17 protein-coding genes are annotated in these 13,410 nt (G+C 71.4%); 8 read left to right on the top strand and 9 right to left on the bottom strand.

What is annotated here, in order from left to right:
- Positions 1-171: 171 nt before the first annotated feature.
- Positions 172-1,017, bottom strand: coding sequence for a helix-turn-helix transcriptional regulator (locus tag AB0A94_RS03000; protein ID WP_361737900.1), 846 nt, complete (start codon positions 1,015-1,017; stop codon positions 172-174).
- Positions 1,018-1,180: 163 nt separating this feature from the next.
- Between AB0A94_RS03000 and AB0A94_RS02995 the strand changes: the two genes are divergently transcribed.
- Both AB0A94_RS02995 and AB0A94_RS02990 read left to right on the top strand, forming a co-directional pair.
- Entirely contained in the window at positions 1,181-1,978 is a 798-nt protein-coding gene (locus AB0A94_RS02995) for an SDR family NAD(P)-dependent oxidoreductase (RefSeq protein ID WP_361737897.1), read from the top strand.
- 119 nt (positions 1,979-2,097) lie between these two features.
- Positions 2,098-2,796, top strand: a complete 699-nt coding sequence (locus tag AB0A94_RS02990) for a GNAT family N-acetyltransferase (RefSeq protein WP_361737894.1) — start codon at positions 2,098-2,100, stop codon at positions 2,794-2,796.
- Positions 2,797-2,825: 29 nt separating this feature from the next.
- On the opposite strand, the gene AB0A94_RS02985 is transcribed toward AB0A94_RS02990, so the two are convergent.
- Positions 2,826-3,527, bottom strand: coding sequence for an HD domain-containing phosphohydrolase (locus AB0A94_RS02985; RefSeq protein WP_361737891.1), 702 nt, complete (start codon positions 3,525-3,527; stop codon positions 2,826-2,828).
- Here AB0A94_RS02985 and AB0A94_RS02980 point away from each other — a divergent pair.
- The 3 genes from AB0A94_RS02980 to AB0A94_RS02970 all read left to right on the top strand — a co-directional run bounded on the left by AB0A94_RS02980 (position 3,520) and on the right by AB0A94_RS02970 (position 5,651).
- Positions 3,520-4,098 carry a hypothetical protein gene (locus tag AB0A94_RS02980; RefSeq protein ID WP_361737888.1) on the top strand — a complete coding sequence of 193 codons (579 nt, stop codon included), beginning with the start codon at positions 3,520-3,522 and terminating at the stop codon, positions 4,096-4,098. The two genes, AB0A94_RS02985 and AB0A94_RS02980, sit on opposite strands and share 8 nt — an antisense overlap.
- A gap of 82 nt (positions 4,099-4,180) precedes the next feature.
- Complete coding sequence (locus AB0A94_RS02975) at positions 4,181-5,299, top strand: IS630 family transposase (RefSeq protein WP_361738449.1); 1,119 nt, start codon at positions 4,181-4,183, stop codon at positions 5,297-5,299.
- Between the two features lie 31 nt (positions 5,300-5,330).
- Positions 5,331-5,651 (top strand): MafI family immunity protein, encoded by a 321-nt coding sequence (locus AB0A94_RS02970; RefSeq protein ID WP_361737885.1) that lies wholly within the window; start codon positions 5,331-5,333, stop codon positions 5,649-5,651.
- A gap of 26 nt (positions 5,652-5,677) precedes the next feature.
- On the opposite strand, the gene AB0A94_RS02965 is transcribed toward AB0A94_RS02970, so the two are convergent.
- Positions 5,678-5,950: a hypothetical protein gene (locus tag AB0A94_RS02965; protein WP_361737882.1), complete on the bottom strand. Its 273-nt coding sequence runs from the start codon at positions 5,948-5,950 to the stop codon at positions 5,678-5,680.
- A 168-nt stretch (positions 5,951-6,118) separates the two neighbouring features.
- On the opposite strand from AB0A94_RS02965, the gene AB0A94_RS02960 reads away from it, so the two are divergent.
- Positions 6,119-6,532, top strand: coding sequence for a nuclear transport factor 2 family protein (locus AB0A94_RS02960; protein ID WP_361737879.1), 414 nt, complete (start codon positions 6,119-6,121; stop codon positions 6,530-6,532).
- A 160-nt stretch (positions 6,533-6,692) separates the two neighbouring features.
- Positions 6,693-7,676, top strand: a complete 984-nt coding sequence (locus AB0A94_RS02955) for a VOC family protein (protein WP_361737876.1) — start codon at positions 6,693-6,695, stop codon at positions 7,674-7,676.
- A gap of 52 nt (positions 7,677-7,728) precedes the next feature.
- Here the strand turns inward: AB0A94_RS02955 and AB0A94_RS02950 are convergent, their stop codons facing one another.
- The 5 genes from AB0A94_RS02950 to AB0A94_RS02930 all read right to left on the bottom strand — a co-directional run bounded on the left by AB0A94_RS02950 (position 7,729) and on the right by AB0A94_RS02930 (position 11,287).
- Complete coding sequence (locus AB0A94_RS02950; RefSeq protein WP_361737873.1) at positions 7,729-8,808, bottom strand: zinc-binding dehydrogenase; 1,080 nt, start codon at positions 8,806-8,808, stop codon at positions 7,729-7,731.
- A gap of 30 nt (positions 8,809-8,838) precedes the next feature.
- Positions 8,839-9,126 (bottom strand): hypothetical protein, encoded by a 288-nt coding sequence (locus tag AB0A94_RS02945; RefSeq protein WP_361738446.1) that lies wholly within the window; start codon positions 9,124-9,126, stop codon positions 8,839-8,841.
- An 18-nt stretch (positions 9,127-9,144) separates the two neighbouring features.
- Positions 9,145-9,384, bottom strand: coding sequence for a hypothetical protein (locus AB0A94_RS02940; protein ID WP_361737870.1), 240 nt, complete (start codon positions 9,382-9,384; stop codon positions 9,145-9,147).
- A 209-nt stretch (positions 9,385-9,593) separates the two neighbouring features.
- Positions 9,594-10,316 (bottom strand): response regulator transcription factor, encoded by a 723-nt coding sequence (locus tag AB0A94_RS02935; RefSeq protein ID WP_361737867.1) that lies wholly within the window; start codon positions 10,314-10,316, stop codon positions 9,594-9,596.
- On the bottom strand, positions 10,313-11,287 hold the full coding sequence (locus AB0A94_RS02930; RefSeq protein WP_361737864.1) for a histidine kinase: 975 nt from the start codon (positions 11,285-11,287) through the stop codon (positions 10,313-10,315). Before AB0A94_RS02930 ends, AB0A94_RS02935 begins: the two co-directional genes overlap by 4 nt.
- Here AB0A94_RS02930 and AB0A94_RS02925 point away from each other — a divergent pair.
- Positions 11,275-12,003, top strand: coding sequence for an ABC transporter permease (locus AB0A94_RS02925; protein ID WP_361737861.1), 729 nt, complete (start codon positions 11,275-11,277; stop codon positions 12,001-12,003). The two genes, AB0A94_RS02930 and AB0A94_RS02925, sit on opposite strands and share 13 nt — an antisense overlap.
- 183 nt (positions 12,004-12,186) lie before the next feature.
- On the opposite strand, the gene AB0A94_RS02920 is transcribed toward AB0A94_RS02925, so the two are convergent.
- Positions 12,187-13,293 (bottom strand): RICIN domain-containing protein, encoded by a 1,107-nt coding sequence (locus tag AB0A94_RS02920; RefSeq protein WP_361737858.1) that lies wholly within the window; start codon positions 13,291-13,293, stop codon positions 12,187-12,189.
- Positions 13,294-13,410: the final 117 nt, after the last annotated feature.

The raw sequence follows: 13,410 nt of genomic DNA, 5'->3' as shown, positions 1-13,410 counted from the left end.
TTCCCGTCCTCGTCGCCCGCACCCTCATCGAGGCGTCGGTCCTGCTGGGTGGATGGCTGCTCGGCGGCACCGTCGGTATCGGAACGGCGGTGTACGCCCTCGGTATCGGGCCGCTCGTCGCCTTCTTCCTGCCCCGTCTGTCCCTGGAGCCGGGTGAGCCACGAGCCCCCGCTACGACGGACTCCCCGAGAACTGCGTCCCGATCGTCCGCAGCAGCGCCAGCGCGTCGTCGTCCGACGACCCCGGAACAGCCGTGTACAGAACGACGCGCAGGTCGCTGCCCTCGACGGTGAGCACGTCGCAGTCGAGGGTCAGGGGGCCCACTTCGGGGTGGTGGATCGTCTTGCGGGTGGAGGCGTGGCGGGCCACGACGCGCGCCTGCCACAGGGTCTCGAACCGGGGACTCGTCCGCCGGAGGTCGGCGATGAGGTCCCGCAGCAGCGGGTCGTCCGGGTGGCGTCCGGCGGCGGCACGCAGGTCGGCGGTGGCCGCGGACTCGAACGCGGCGTCCTGCTCGGCGGTGGCGACGACCCGCGACGGGACGCCGGTGAAGTGCCGCCACAGCAGGTTCTGGTCGCGTGCCGGACCCGCGGACACTTCCCCGAGCAGGGCGATGAGCAGCGGGTTGGCGGCGACCACCTGCCACGCGGCGTCCAGTACGAGGACCGGGGTGTCGGTCATCCGGTCCAGCAAGCGCCGTACGCCGGGCGCGAGGTGCCTGCTGATGCCGTTGACGCGTGGGTCGGCGTGCCCCGCGAGCCGGAAGAGGTACGCGTTCTCGTCGTCGGACAGGCGCAGCGCCCGGGACAGGGACTCCACCACCGACGGCGAGGGGTTGCCCGCCCGTCCCTGTTCGAGACGGGCGAGGTAGTCCACGGAGAGCCCGGCGAGCAGCGCCACCTCCGCGCGCCGCAGACCGGGCGCCCGTCGACGGCCGCCCGTGGGCAGTCCGACGGTCGCCGGAGTGAGGCGGTCACGCCAGCCGCGCAGACAGCGGGCGAGTTCTTCGCGTTCCATGACTCCATGGTCACCCACTTCGCACGGATCAGGGTCGCCCTGTCAGTCCTAGCAAGACGCGGTCTCTGGTACCGGGCCGGCGCAGACCCCATCGTCTGGGACAGCGGCCGCCGCGAACGCCGCGAGCCGCCCCGCGATCCACCACCTCTTCGGGAGTGACCCCATGACCACGCATCCCAACCGCAATCCCGCGCCGCTCACGCTTCGGGCCCGGCGCCTGGAGGAGAAGGTCATCCTCGTCACCGGCGCGTCCGCCGGCATGGGCGAGGCCGCCGTGCGGCGTTTCGCCGCCGAAGGGGCGACGGTCATCGCCGGCGCACGGCGCGTGGACCGCCTGGAAGCGCTGGCCGCCGAGCTGTCGGGCGGGGGTGCGGAGGTGGTCGCCGTTCCGCTCGACGTGACCGACGAAGCCTCCGTGGAGGCCGCGGTCGCCACCGCCGTCCAGCGGTTCGGCCGCCTCGACGGCGCCCTGAACGCCGCCGGCGTGACCAGCGACGGCACGCCCGTGCACGACAAGCCCACCGACGTCTACGACCGGATCATGGAGGTCAACGCCAAGGGCGTCTTCCTGTCCATGAAGTACGAGGTCCGCGCCCTGCTCGCAGGCGGCGGCGGATCGATCGTCAACGTCTCCTCCATCGGCGGGATGGTCGGCGTGGCGGGCATCTCGGAGTACGTGGCCTCGAAGTGGGCGGTCAACGGCCTCACCAAGAGCGCGGCCCTGGAACTCGCCCCGCACAACGTGCGCGTCAACGCCCTCGCGCCGGGCTCCACGCGCACGGAGATGTGGGACATGCTCCCCGCCGCGATGCAGGACCACCTCGCTGCCATGTCGCCGATGAACCACGTGGCCCCCGCCGACGACATGGCCCGTGCGGCCCTGTTCCTGCTCTCCGACGAGAGCCGCTGGACCACCGGTGCGGTGCTCCCGGCGGAGGGCGGGCACCACGTGGGCCGCTGACCCGTCCGGCGCAGAGACGCGCGTGAGCAGAAGGTGGACAATAAGCGGCCGACCGCTGCCCGCTCCCGCGCGTTAACGTCCCGGAACCGGCGTGATCACAGGAACGCAGCGAGGTCCCCATGCAACAGGTCATCGATGACCAGCTCGACAACCCGGCTCTCACCTCACTGACCGGGCCCCACGCCCGCTTCGCGGAGCGCCGGGGACGAGTGCTCCGTTACCTGCCCGAGGTGTCACCCTTCGCGGCCCTGCCCGATGCTCCCGAACCGGGGGACTGGGAGGATCTCGCCGCGCTCGCCGGTCCCGGGAACCGGGCCCTTCTCCCCGCCATGACGGTCGCGCCACCGGCCGGCTGGGACGTCGAGTGGCGGCTCGAAGGCTTCCAGATGGTCCTGGAGGACGACGACGCGTTCGTTCCCGACCAGGAGGTGCTGCGACTGGGTGTCGCGGACGTGCCGGAGATGCTGGCTCTCGTCGAGCGGACCCGGCCCGGCCCCTTCCACGCGCGCACCATCGATCTCGGTGCGTACTACGGGATTCGCCGGGGCGGCGAGCTCGTGGCCATGGCGGGTGAACGGCTGCGTCCGCCCGGCTGGGTGGAGACGAGCGCGGTCTGCACCGCGGCCGCCCACCGGGGCCGGGGACTGGCCGCCCGCCTCGTCCTCGCGGTCGCGGCCGGCGCACGGAGCCGGGGCGACCGTTCCTTCCTCCACGTGACGGCTGACAACACCCGGGCCGTCCGGCTGTACGAGTCCCTGGGGTTCCGCGTGCGCCGCCGGACGGCCTTCGTCATGGTGCGGGTACCTTCGCGGACGTGAAGCACCTGACCGCGACAGTGCTGCCGACGTCACGGCAGCAGCTGGTGCTCCATGGCGAAGACGGCCACACCGGCACGGGTGCGCCGGCCGGTCCTGTCGTAGATGTGCGCGAGGTGGTGGCCGACCGTGCGGCCCGAGATGAACAGGCGCTCACCGATCCGTTGGTTGGTCAGCCCCCGGGCGGCCAGCTTCAACACCTCGACCTCGCGATCCGTCAGCCCGGCCGGATGGCCGGTCCGTGCCGGGCTCAGACCGGCCGCGCGCAGGACGACAGCACAGGCACCGGAGTCGAGCGCACCCGCCGAGGCCTGTTCCTGGAGCAGCGCGGCGGCGGCCTCGGGCGAGTGACCGTCCCGGTGCGCCCTCGGTTCGGTCAACGCGGCGAACACGTCGGCCGCGGCGAGGATACGGCCCGCCTGTGAGAGATGGGGCGCGGCCGTGCCGCGGTGGTAACCGCTGCCGTCCATGCGCTCGTGATGGGAGGAGGCCAGGGCGGCGAGCGGAGCGAGCAACGGTATGCGCTCCAGCGTCCGCTGTGTCCAGTAGGCGTGCAGCCGCACCCGCTCGGCGTCGGCCGTGCTCAGCGGGCGTTCGCTGTCCCAGACGGCGGCGGAGACGGTCGCCCGCCCGAGGTCGTGCAGCAACGCCGCGCAGCGCATCCGCTCGACCTCTTCCGCCCCCCATACCGGCCAGCCGGGCCGCCTCGGCCGCCAGCCGGGCGACGTGCTCACTGTGACCGATCAGCCACCTGCTCTTCAGGTCGACGAACCTGCCCAGCAGCGCGCACAGTTCGGCGATGTCCGCGACGGGCGCCGTGACGTGCGGCTCGGGTTCGAGCGCCAGGACGTCGGCGAGGGCGTCGGGCACGCGCAGCGGCGCCAGCACGGTGGTCGCCGCTGCCGAGAAGGAGGTGGCGAGGTCGGGATCGAGATGACCGCCGGCCCGTCGCTCCACCTCCAGTGCCGCCGCGACCGCTCCACCCGTCGCATGAGCCAGTACGGCCTGTTCGGCGACGTGGACGACACGCGCGGCCAGGGACAACCGGGTGCCCGTACGGCTGTGGGGAATGCCGGGCCCGTTCCAGCGTTCGTAGACGTCGTCCAGCGCCGCGAGGGTGTCCGCGCGCACACCGAGCCCCTTGCCGAGCACCCGGCTCGTCTCGCAGCCGTTGCGCATGGCTTCCACCCCCGCACTCGGCAGGACCTCGGCCAGGACGCCGGTCAGCCGGGCAGCGTCCTGCCGGGTCCATCCGCCCAGCCGGAAGAGCTGCTCCGCCATCGGCGTCCCGTCGGCCGGATCTAGTGCTCTGACCAGGAAGGTTCGCCGGGGCGCGGTTCCGGCAGTTGGATGTCCGGTGACGTTCGACCCGATCGCTGGAGGCATGGTGGCTGAGCCTGTCCGTGTGCGCAGGTTGACCGATCAGGAAGGGCAGAAGCTGCAGCAGATCGTGCGCCGGGGCAGCACGAGTTCGGTGCGGTACCGGCGCGCGATGATGCTGCTGGCCTCGGCAGGCGGGAACCGGGTCCCGGTGATCGCCAAGCTGGTCCAGGCCGACGAGGACACCGTCCGGGACGTGATCCACCGGTTCAATGAGATCGGCCTGGCCTGTCTGGACCCTCGGTGGGCGGGAGGCCGTCCCCGCCTGCTCAGTCCTGATGACGAGGACTTCGTCGTCCAGACGGCCACCACACGCCCGACCAAGCTCGGCCAGCCCTTCACCCGCTGGTCCATCCGCAAACTCGCCGCATACCTGCGCCGCGTCCACGGCCGCGTGATCCGGATCGGCCGCGAGGCGTTACGGTGCCTGCTCACCCGCCGCGGCATCACCTTCCAGCGCACCAAGACCTGGAAAGAGTCACCCGACCCGGACCGCGACACCAAGCTCGACCGCATTGAGGAGGTCCTGGACTGCTTCCCGGACCGCGTGTTCGCCTTCGACGAGTTCGGCCCGCTCGGCATCCGCCCCACCGCCGGCTCGTCCTGGGTGCCTGCCGGCCACCCCGAGCGTCACCCCGCGACCTACCACCGCACCCACGGGGTGCGCTACTTCCACGGCTGCTACTCGATCGGCGACGACACCCTCTGGGGCGTCAACCGCCGCAAGAAGGGCAGCGCGAACACCCTCGCCGCACTGAAGTCGATCCGCGCGGCCCGCCCGGACGGCGCTCCGATCTACGTCATCCTGGACAACCTCTCCGCCCACAAAGGCGACAAGATCCGGCGCTGGGCGAAGAAGAACAAGGTCAAGCTGTGCTTCACCCCGACCTATGCCTCCTGGGCCAACCCGATCGAGGCCCACTTCGGACCACTGCGGCAGTTCACCATCGCCAACTCCCACCATCCCAACCACACCGCACAGACCCGCGCCCTGCACGCCTACCTCCGCTGGCGCAACAAGAACGCCCGCCACCCCGACGTCCTCGCCGCCCAGCGCAAGGAACGCGCCCGCATCCGAAGCGAGAAGGGCATCCGCTGGGGCGGGCGACCGGCGAAAGCCGCGTGACCATGCGGACAGCACCGACGACACTGACGTCATGACCCTTGATCGTGAGGCACTTCAGGCTAGCTGGGACCGGACCCGCGGCCACCTCGAAGCCGCCCGGGACCGCCTGACAGACCTGCCGGGCGTCGACCTCTCCGCAACGCTTGAGTTCCTGGAGCACAACGAGCTGGAACTCGCTTTCGACTGTCTCGTTGATCTCAGTGACGACCTTGACCTACCGCTCGCCTTCTGGCAGCACCTCGACCGGGCAGCTCGTGAGATGCAGCTCTACAGCGATGCACTGCACACACCCCACCTCACGGCCGCCGACATCTGCCGCCGTCATCTCGCAGCTGCCTCAGAGAAGGAATGAACGGCTGCCCCGGCGGACCTTCCCGGTCAGAGCACTAGGTGCTTCAACGCACGCTGGACCGCGATCTCGTCACCGAAGAGGGACGCCAGCTCCGGGGCGTAGGACGTGCAGCCCACCGAACGCAGCAGGGCCGTCTCGTAGACGGTGCGGCACGTCTCCGCTTCCAGGCCGAGCACGTCGCGAGCGAATACGGTCGCCACCGCGCAGGTGCGCAGTCCCTTCTCCACGGGCATACCGGCCGCCATGTCGGTGGTGAGGGAGAACGCCGCCAGTACCTCCGCGACCCGAAAGGTCTCCATTCACAGGAGGTTTAACGCCTGCCCGAGGCCGACGGACAACCGTCACCGAGCCGCGCATAGGTCGATCGACCGATGTGGCGGATGCCGACCGCCGGAGACGATGTGAGCGTCGCGGAACACACAGGGCTGCGTCGCCGCCCGACCGCCCACCTGCCATGGAGAACACTGATGACCATTCCCGTTCACACGAACACCGACACCGGCGCCGGCGCCATCGTGCGCGGACTGTACCGCTGCCTCGCCGAGGGGGATGTCGAAGGGCTGCTCGCCGGTCTGCACGAGGACATCCAGTGGGTCGTCCCGCCGGGTCTGCACTACGGGGGCACCTACCGGGGCCGGGAGGCGGTCCTGAGCAACGTCTTCGCTCGCTTCACCACGGACTGGGAGAACTTCGCCGTGGAGCCCGCCGAACTGGTCGCCACCGACGACACGGTGGTGGCGCTGGGGCACTACAGCGGCACCAGCCTGGCCTCGGGCAAGGCGATGCGGACCCGGTTCGCCCACGTCTGGCGCTTCGAGAACCAGGTGCCCGTCCACTTCGAGACCATCCTCGACACCCGCACCATGACGCGCGCCATGTGACGCCTGTCCGATTGAGCAGAGGTGAGCGGACAATGAGCCACGGATGACCTGTCCGGCCCGGATACGCGGAACTTAGGCTCTCCTCGGCCCCGTCCTGCCGTCCGGGCAGGACGGGCCGACGCGTTCCCACGGCTCGAACTCACACAGGACAGATGCGGACATGACTGGCACGACACACGAGGGGTCCGCGGCCCGACTGCCGTTCTCCTTCTCCCACACCGCTTTGATCGTCGACGACATGGAAGCGGCGGCGAAGCGGTTCGCCGAGGTCTTCGGTGTCTCCTTCACCGCGCCCATGACGAGTGTCTTCCCGTATGTGCGAGGAGCTGCCGGTGTCACCCAGGACACCGTGCGTACGTGCGTCTCCCTCACCCAGGAGCCCTACTTCGTACTCGTCGAGGCGCAGGACCGGGAAGAGGGCGTCCACGCCAGGAGTCAGGTCGGCTCGCTCGCCTACTGGGGCTGGTGGGAGGAGGACACGGACGCACGGCTGCGGCATCTGCGGGCCGAGGGCGTGGGCATCGCCGCGACCTACGCGACCGGCCCCGGCACACCGCCGTCCATGATCATCACCGAGCCTGACCTCTGCGGCACCCGGCTCTGTTACGTGGGCGCCGAGCTGAGGAACGAGTGGGTCGGCCGCGTCGAGCGGGAGCACGGGGGCGGCCCGCTGCCCGCGTCGTACTACCACGTGGGCATGGTCGTCCCGGACATCGACGCGGCGGTCGAGCGGTGTGCCGCGGTGCTCCAGGTGCCGTTCACCGAAGCGGCCTGGACCGAGAGCCCGTACCAGGAGGAGGGCGGAGTGGTGCACGCGCCGTTCCGCCAGCGGCAGGCGATCTCCCGCACGCGCGAACCGTACGTCGAACTGATCGAGGCGACGGGTGAGGGCGTGTTCGGACCGGGCAGGGCCGGGGAGCTGCTGTACTACGCCTGCTGGGAACCGGAGATGGAGCGACGCCTCACGCGCCTCGCGGAGCAGGGCTTCACCATGGACGCCGTCATACGGATGGACGCCTCGTCCGGCCCGATCGCCGCCATCACTTCCCGCGACGCGACCGGCATCAGCATCGAACTGGCGCACCCCGGGGCGAAACCGGTGATGGAACACTGGGCGGGCACCGGGCGGCTCCCGCAGTTCTGACGCCGTCCCGGTCCGTGCGTCCCGGGCTCCTCGACGAGGAGCCCGGGACGGCTCAGGGCACGATGAGCGCCTTCACGACGTGCTGCCGGGCCACGTCCTCGAGCGCGCTCTGCGCCTCCTCCAACGGGTACTCCCGGCTGATGAGTTCGGTCCAGGGAAACCGGTCACGGTAGCGGGCCATCACCTGGACGGCCCGGTACAGGTGACCGACGTCGCTGCCCCAGCAGCCCCGGACGTCGAGGTGTTTCTGGTTGAGATCCAGATGCGGGTTGAAGGACGCCGGGCCCGCGTCCGTGTACTGTCCGACCACCACGTACCGTCCGGCGTCCCGGGTGAGGCGCATGCCCTCGGGAACGGCGCCGGCCACGCCGGTCGCCTCGATCGTGACGTCGGCGCCCCGCCCTCCCGTCAGTTCGAGCACCCGCTCCCGGCGTTCCTCGACGGTGGTACGGGTGATGTCGATGACGGCGTCGGCCCCGAAACGGGACGCCGTGCGCAGCCGGACCTCGGGACCGCCCACCACCACGATCCGGCCCGCTCCCCGCAACTGGGCGAGCACGGCGACGCACAGGCCGACCGGACCGGCGCCCTGGACCACCACGGTGTCGCCGAAGGCGATGTCCGCGAGGGTGACCGCGTGCAGGGCGGTGGGCATGCCGCAGCCGCCGGCCAGGAACGCCCGCCAGTCGAGTTCCTCGGGCAGCGGAATCACATGCACGCCGGGCTTCAGATGAATCTGCTCGGCCCAGCCGCCGAACAGTCCGTCGTCGGCCGACATCGTCACGCCGTACACCTCGCGTGCCGGACAGCGCGTGGTGGCGTGGGCCACGGTGCAGTACCAGCAGCGGCCGCACGTTCCGTACACGTCGAGGAACGTGACCACCTGGCCCATGGCGAGGGGCGCGCCGGACACGTCCCGGGGGCCACCCGCGCGCGCGTCCACGGCGGCGACGCGACCGACGCTGATGTGACCCGGGACGATGGGATAGGGAACACCCGCCAGCTGTCCCTTCCACAGGTGCGTGTCGGTTCCGCAGACCTCGCTGCCGAGGGTCTGCAGGAGGATGCCGCCCGGTTCGAGCACGGGCGGATCGACGTCCCGCAGCTCCAGCGGTGCACCGGGTTCGGGCATGACGACGGTCCTGATCACAGGGTTCCTCTCTCAGACGGTGACGATGGTGAGCGCGGCGTTCCGATGCCGCTCGCGGATCTTCGACTTGTCATGTTTCCCGGTGGAGTTCCTCGGGATCGACGGCAGGAAGGACCAGTACTCGGGCACCTGCCAGCGCTGGTGCAGCCGTTCGGTGAGGAACTCCTTGAGCTGCGCGGCATCCGCGGGCTCCGCTCCCAGGACGACACATGCCAGGGGGCGCTCCCCCCAGGTGTCGTCGGCGATGCCGATCACGCAGGCCTCGACCACCGCGGGGTGCTCCGCGAGGTGGTTCTCCAGGGTCAGGGAGGAAAACCACTAGCCCTCCGACTTGATGACGTCCTTGAGCCGGTCGGTCAGGACCAGCTGACCGTCGTCGAGGATGCGTCCCACGTCTCCGGTGCGCAGCCAGCCGCCCGCACTGAACGCGCCGCCGTCCGGTTCCTCGTCCCCGTGGTAGGCGGCGGTCACCCAGGGGCCGCGCACCTGCAGTTCACCCACGGCCTGACCGTCCCAGGGCAGTTCCTGTCCGTCCGCACCGACCAGTCTCGGTTCCACTGACGGGGTGAAACGGCCCTGGGTCACGGGTGTCTCACGTGCACCCGTGATCCGTGCTGCAGGATGCGTCGGATCTGCAGGTGCGTGGTGTGCATGGTGCTGCGCATGGAGCCTCCGGTGAGTGGGTGTCCCGCGAGCCTAACCAGAGCGGCGGTGCGGAAGATCCCCGCAGAGGCGGAGCGACTGGTCGATCTCTGCTCCGATCCTGCTCACCTGACGACGTGCCGCATGCGGTCCCCGTCGTCCCCGCCCGCGCACACCCCGTTCTCCCAGGACCAGGCGGCGATCTCCACCCGGTTGCGGGCGGCGAGCTTGCGCTGGACGCTGCCGAGGTGCGTCTTGACGGTGGACAGCGTGACGTGGAGTGCGGCCGCCAACTCCTCATTGGTGAGGCCGCGCGCGACGAGGCGTACGACGTCCAGCTCCCGAGCGGTGAGCGGAGAAACCGGCGTGACCGGGCCGGTGCCCGCCGCACCCCTCCGCCCGCCACCGGTCCGGCCGGCGGTGTCGGTCATGTGCCGCAGGAGCCGGACCGTGACGGACGGGGATATCAGAGCGGTGTCGGCGGCCACCGCCCGCACGGCTTCCACGAGCAGTGCGGGCGACTCGTCCTTCAGCAGGAACCCACAGGCTCCGTGGCGCAGCGCCCGGTACACGTACTCGTCCAGGTCGAACGTGGTGGCGATGAGCACGCGCAGCGGATCGGCAGCCTCGGGGCCGGCCAGCAGCCGGGTCGCCTCCAGGCCGTCCAGACCCGGCATCCGGATGTCCAACAGGCACACGTCCGGGCGCAGCCGCCGGGCCTCGCGCACCGCGGCCGCACCGTCGGCCACGGGGGCGACGACCTCCATGTCGGGCTGAGCACCGAGGATCATGCCGTAGGCGGAGCGGATCATCGGCTGGTCGTCCGCGATGAGGATGGTGGTCGTCATGTGTCCAGAGTGGCAGTCGCCTCGGAGAGGGGTATGCGCGCCTCGACGACCCAGCCGACGCCCGCCCGTGGTCCCGCGCTGACCGTGCCACCGCCCAGGGCGGCACGTTCCGACAGCCCCGTCAGGCCGAAGCCGGACCGTGGCGTACCGGTCGGCGGGGTGCTCCGGCCGGCGTCCGGACCGTTGTCGGTCACCGCCACGAGCACGGTGGGCCGTTCACGAGTCTCCGCCGCCAGCCGCACGTCGACGGTCACGGCCGTGGCCCGGCCCGCGTGCTTGCGTACGTTCGTCAGGGCCTCGCGCACGATCTGGTGCACCGTGGTGGCGACACCGGGAGGCAGGGCACCCGAGGCGGTGAGACGGGGTGCCAGGGCGAGTGTGGTCCTCGGACCGGACTCGGAGAACCGCGCGGTCAGGTCGCGCAGTTCGTCGAGCGTGCCACCCGGGTGCGGTGACGAACCGTCGCTCCCGGGCTCCCGCAGGACAGTGACCATGGACCGCATCGACAGCATGGCCTGGGACGCGGCGTCCTCGATGGCGGCCAGCATGTCGTCCAGCTCGCCGGGTGACGGCGGTCGGCCCGCCGTCGACGTGTACCGCACCGCCTTGGTCTGGGCGATGATCGCGGTGACGTGGTGGCCGACGAAGCCGTGCAGATCCCGGGCGTACTCGAGCCGTTGCTCCTGGAGTTCGGCCGCCCGCTCCCGGGTCCGGTAGCGGTCGAGCAGCCGGAGGTACAGGCCGAGCACGATGACGAGGGCGGTGGCGAACCAGAGCACGGGTTCCACGAACGACACCAGGTCCGGGTACTCGGACGGCGGGCAGCGCAGGAACAGCGCGCTGAGCGCGGCGAACGCGCCCCCTGCCAGCAGCACGGCACCGCGCGGCCGGAGCAGTCGCACGGCGCGGGCAACGACCAGCAGCAGGGCCGCCGCCTCGATGATGCCGAAGCCTGGCGGTGACCCGCGCACTGGCTCAGCAACGGGGCTGGCGGGTGGGCGACCGGGTCACCGGCCGGGCGCTGCCGGAACCGGGCGCCGCCGACGGCCCGTCGCTCGACCGCGAGATCGTCGCGGTGTACGACGGTCCCGAGGCTCTCGGTCCCGCTCTGCTGCCGGAGCAGGCCGTGACCGGGTCGGAGGTGGCGACGGGCGGGGTCGACGCGGTGCTGGTGCGGGCGGAACCGGGCCGGACGGGTGCCGCCAAGGCGGAGATCCGCCGGGCGCTGAGCAACCCGATGCTGCTGGTCGAGGACCGGGCGGACGCCGGACGAGCGGCCCGGCACGGCTTCGGCTCGCTGTTGTCGGTGCTGTACGCGCTGCTCAGCGTCACGGTGGTCGTGGCGGCGCTGGGCGTGGCCAACACCATGGGCATGGCGGTCTTCGAACGCGGACGTGAGATCGGGCTGCTGCGCGCGGTCGGCCTGCAGCGAGGTGATGTGCGGTCGATGCTCCGGGTGGAGTCGGTGGTGGTCTCGGTGCTGGGCGCGGGACTGGGAGTTCTGGCGGGCTCTGCAGCCGGCACGGCGGCGGCGGCCGGGGCCGGTGCCGTGGTCAGTGTGCCTTGGCTGGTCCTGCTCGTGGTGTTCACCGGCGCGGGCGTCATCGGTGTGCTCGCCGCGCTCGGGCCCGGGATCCGGGCGACCGGAGTACCGGTGACGCGCGCGGTGGGCGGCGAGGTCGGGTGAGCGGCTCACCCGGTGCCGCCGGTACCCGCCGCCGACGGGAGGCGTGAGCGCGACCCGCTTGCCTCATGGGTCGTCCACATCCTCGCCGGCGGCTCGCCGGTGAGTACCGAACGGAACGGCCGACGCCGACCGCAGGGTGAGCCCGCGGCGGGCGCCGGCCGTCCGGTCAGGGTCAGCCGCGCGTCACGCGCGGCTCCACCGCTGGTTGGGCTGGCCGTTGCAGATCCAGGTCGTGACCTTGGTGCCGTCGGACTTCCCGTGCCATACGTCCAGGCAGTGCCCGGAGTGCTGGGAGACCAGCTCTCCCGCGGCGCTCAGCTGGAACTGCTGCCACGCCTCACCGTTGCACGGCCACACCTCGACCTTCGCCTCGGTGGACTTCGTCCCGTCGAAGAGGTCCAGGCACATGCCCTTCGTCCGGATCGTCCCGTCGTTGGCGAACTTCCACTGCTGTGTCGCGGAACCGTCGCACGCCCGGACCACCAGCTGGGTCGCGGCGGTGGCACTGCCGGTCAGGCACTTGCCGGTGTCGGAACTCACCAGCTTGAACGTGCGCACCGAGGGAGCCTCGGAAGACGGGGCGCTCGTCCCCCGCTTCTGCACCGTCACCTTCTTGGGGGAGGGGCTGCTCGTCGCGGTCGGCGCTCCGGCGGAGGGAGACACCCGCGCAGTGGCTTCCTGGTCCTTGGCCGCGTCCCCGTCCTTCTTCTGCTTCTCCTCCGTCCTCGGGGACTCCGACTTACCGGCCGAGGGCTCGTCGGACGGCTCCTCCGCCGCGTAGTCGCCCAGCGGGACCTCCGCGACGTCGTCGGGCCGGGGGGCGGTCTGCCCCACCGACACCGTCGTGTCCTTCTTCTCGTCGTCGTCCGTGGCCAGGATCAGCAGTGGCATCCCGATCAGGACCACACCGGCCAGGCCGGCCGCGGCCAGCAACGGCTTCTTGGGGTTACCTCCGCGGAGCCCGTCGCCGTCCTCCTCCCGGTCGCCCCGGGCAGCGGTGGCGGTGGCGGCCGTGGCAGGGGCCGTCACCGCCATGGATTCGGTCTCCGCCGTGTCCGCCGCGCGGCTGCTCGTGCTCTCCTCGGCGGCCGGGACACTGGCCGACCGGTCGGCCCGGCGGCCCAGCAGCGAGGCCAGTCCGCCCGCGCGCGCGGACGACGAGGTGGCTGAGTGGTCCGGCGCTGCGGCTTCCGGCTGCCGCTCACCGGGCCGCTCGGACTCCGCCGGGGCGGCTGCCGCGTTGCCGGCCGGTGCCAGGGCGGCCCCGGGATCCGCCGGGACCGCGGGCATGGTGACAGCCCGGCGCACGTCCGTGCTCTGGGCGTCACCGCCGGCCGCCGATCGCGCTGACGACGAATCGGGGGACCGTGTCTGACGTCGTGACACTCGTTCTCCTCTGGCTGGGTC

This window comes from Streptomyces sp. NPDC044984 (genome assembly GCF_040646935.1).
In the GTDB taxonomy this organism is placed as follows: Bacteria; Actinomycetota; Actinomycetes; order Streptomycetales; family Streptomycetaceae; genus Streptomyces.
Note: the sequence above shows the minus strand (reverse complement) of the source record. Positions and strands in the feature narration are given on the sequence as shown.

What these genes read in the sequence shown, in the direction of transcription:
- AB0A94_RS03000 (WP_361737900.1), bottom strand. Translation starts at nt 1,017, where the DNA reads ATGGAACGCGAAGAACTCGCCCGCTGTCTGCGCGGCTGGCGTGACCGC.
- AB0A94_RS02995 (WP_361737897.1), top strand. Translation starts at nt 1,181, where the DNA reads ATGACCACGCATCCCAACCGCAATCCCGCGCCGCTCACGCTTCGGGCC.
- AB0A94_RS02990 (WP_361737894.1), top strand. Translation starts at nt 2,098, where the DNA reads ATGCAACAGGTCATCGATGACCAGCTCGACAACCCGGCTCTCACCTCA.
- AB0A94_RS02970 (WP_361737885.1), top strand. Translation starts at nt 5,331, where the DNA reads ATGACCCTTGATCGTGAGGCACTTCAGGCTAGCTGGGACCGGACCCGC.
- AB0A94_RS02965 (WP_361737882.1), bottom strand. Translation starts at nt 5,950, where the DNA reads ATGGAGACCTTTCGGGTCGCGGAGGTACTGGCGGCGTTCTCCCTCACC.
- AB0A94_RS02960 (WP_361737879.1), top strand. Translation starts at nt 6,119, where the DNA reads ATGACCATTCCCGTTCACACGAACACCGACACCGGCGCCGGCGCCATC.
- AB0A94_RS02955 (WP_361737876.1), top strand. Translation starts at nt 6,693, where the DNA reads ATGACTGGCACGACACACGAGGGGTCCGCGGCCCGACTGCCGTTCTCC.
- AB0A94_RS02950 (WP_361737873.1), bottom strand. Translation starts at nt 8,808, where the DNA reads ATGCCCGAACCCGGTGCACCGCTGGAGCTGCGGGACGTCGATCCGCCC.
- AB0A94_RS02935 (WP_361737867.1), bottom strand. Translation starts at nt 10,316, where the DNA reads ATGACGACCACCATCCTCATCGCGGACGACCAGCCGATGATCCGCTCC.
- AB0A94_RS02920 (WP_361737858.1), bottom strand. Translation starts at nt 13,293, where the DNA reads ATGCCCGCGGTCCCGGCGGATCCCGGGGCCGCCCTGGCACCGGCCGGC.